General features: G+C 37.8%; 2 protein-coding genes. One reads left to right on the forward strand and one right to left on the reverse strand.

Annotated features, from left to right (window positions below; all coding sequences use genetic code 11):
* The first annotated feature begins 418 nt into the window (after positions 1-418).
* Complete coding sequence (locus AB1414_19745) at positions 419-580, forward strand: hypothetical protein (protein MEW6609647.1); 162 nt, start codon at positions 419-421, stop codon at positions 578-580.
* 252 nt (positions 581-832) lie between these two features.
* Here AB1414_19745 and AB1414_19750 read toward each other — a convergent pair whose 3' ends face one another.
* Positions 833-1,873 (reverse strand): Fic family protein, encoded by a 1,041-nt coding sequence (locus tag AB1414_19750; protein ID MEW6609648.1) that lies wholly within the window; start codon positions 1,871-1,873, stop codon positions 833-835.
* Positions 1,874-2,119 lie beyond the last annotated feature (246 nt).

Here is a 2,119-nt window from a genome sequence, read left to right on the forward strand (position 1 = left end):
GAAAACAATGGCGCCTGTTATCTCCGATTACTGATTACCGATTACCTAAGTAACATGCAAATTCAATCTTAACAGAGCACTATAATCTTTGCGTTCTTTGCGGTTAATTTCTTTGCGTTCTTTGCGGCTAAAAAAGGATAAACCACTTAATCTTAAAAAAAACTTGAATATCGAGTATTAGTGAGAGAGAAGAATATTTTTTTCCCTACGTACCCTCTATGGCTACTTGACCAATGATGAAGATACTGAGGAAGAAAAGATTAGGGAAATGTATTCAGAAAGGTGGGGTATTGAATTCTGGTTTGATGAGGGGTAACCGTTCAGGGATATAGCCACAGAGTCATAGAGAACACAGAGAAAATATATAATCACGAATGAACACGAATAATAAAACTTGAACATCAAGTAATAGAAATTTATGGAAATTTGTTGTTTTTCACAATCAATTTCTACCTATTTCTATCAATTTCAATCTATTTCTATTATCTTATCTCCATATCACTCTTATCTCCTTATCCCCTTTCTTACACTTTTGATATATAGCCTGAACGGTTACCATTTATCAAATGTCACAGGTTAATTCGTGTCCATTTGTGGCTAATTTCTCTAATTCTCTGTGAACTCTGTGCCTCTATGGCTGAACGGTTACCCCTTGTGGTTGTCCACCTACGGAACGGACAGGGATAAACCCTGTCCTTACACTTCCGCCTTCTATCCTCTCTTATTTATCCGTGTTAATCAGTGGCTGAATAGTTACAGAGACGATTGGCAAATCCGAGCTTGTTTTACTTATTCCTATATTACCCCATTCATTACCCTATTTATAGGTTTATTACCCTATTCGTTTCCATTTAGCTGACTGTCCCTTACCCAGGCAGGTGATTTTCCCTTCTTTCTTCATCTGTCTGAAGAGAAGGCGAATCATATCTCTACTTATACCAGGGCATAATCGTTCAATATCAGACATAGAGAACTCGCCTTGCTGGCTGTTTATCGTTTGCATCACTATTTCTGTCTTTGCCCCTTTGGTCGATTTAATGCTACTCGCCCTTTGTTCAAATTCCTTATAGGCAGAATGGACAGTTCCTAAAAAATAATGCAGCCACGGTGAAATATCGTGCTTTGCCTCATGCCATTTTAAAGAGCTTTTCTGCAGGGCTTCGTAATATGTTTCTTTGGATTGCTCTATGATGCGTTCAAGGCTGATATATCTTCCAACTTCATAGCCGTGATGATATAATACCAGAAGAGTAAGTAGCCGTGATACCCTACCATTCCCATCACGAAATGGGTGGATACATAAAAAATCCAGTATAAGACAACCAACAGCATAAAGCGGAGGGTATTTCATCTGGTCAAGACTATGTCTATATAAAAGACATAGTTCTTCTATTGCGGCGGGTGTATCATTAGCATTTACAGGCTTAAAAATTACCTCAACTGAGCCATCAGGATTTTTTCTTATAATATCGTTGTTTATTTCTTTCCATTCACCTGCGTCGCCTGTCTCTGCATGGCTTAAACGATGTAATTCTTTTATTGTCATAGGTGTTATCTCCAAAGTTTTATATTTCTTGTGAATCAAATCAAGGGCATTGCGGTATCCTGCTACTTCTTCTTCTGACCTGTCGCGAGGTTTAGTTCTATCTATGATAAGTGGTTTGAGCCTTTTTCTCTCTACGGTTACACCTTCAATACGATTTGATGATTCAGCACTTTCTATTAATGCCATTTCAACAAGGCTATTAATAATCTGAGACGATTGTTTCTTATAGAGCTCCTGTTTTCCCTTATATTCTGATATAGAATTCATAAGCCAAACAGCCCCTAAAGGCAAATCTATCTCTTTCTCTGTTCTTTTAAATGAATTCATTAGGTTCTTTCCTTTGTTTGCATTAGGCTTCAGCTGAAGCATTAAATCGTTTGTAAGCGTTCAGGTGGTGTAACAAAAGGAGATGTGGAGATTAGGGAGATAGGGGGAGATATTATTAAAACGGATGTTCCACTGTAAAACAAACACTCCAATAGAGCTGAACATCTGTAAAATCAACAAGTTTGGCGACATGAACATAGCTTCTTTCTACTGACTACATTCGCTCCTAAGTGAGGAAGTGCTTTA

The organism is bacterium (assembly GCA_040755795.1).
Classification (GTDB): Bacteria; UBA9089; CG2-30-40-21; order CG2-30-40-21; family SBAY01; genus JBFLXS01.

Coding starts and splice junctions, on each gene's coding strand:
- AB1414_19745 (MEW6609647.1), top strand. CDS start 419: ATGGAAATTTGTTGTTTTTCACAATCAATTTCTACCTATTTCTATCAA.
- AB1414_19750 (MEW6609648.1), bottom strand. CDS start 1,873: ATGAATTCATTTAAAAGAACAGAGAAAGAGATAGATTTGCCTTTAGGG.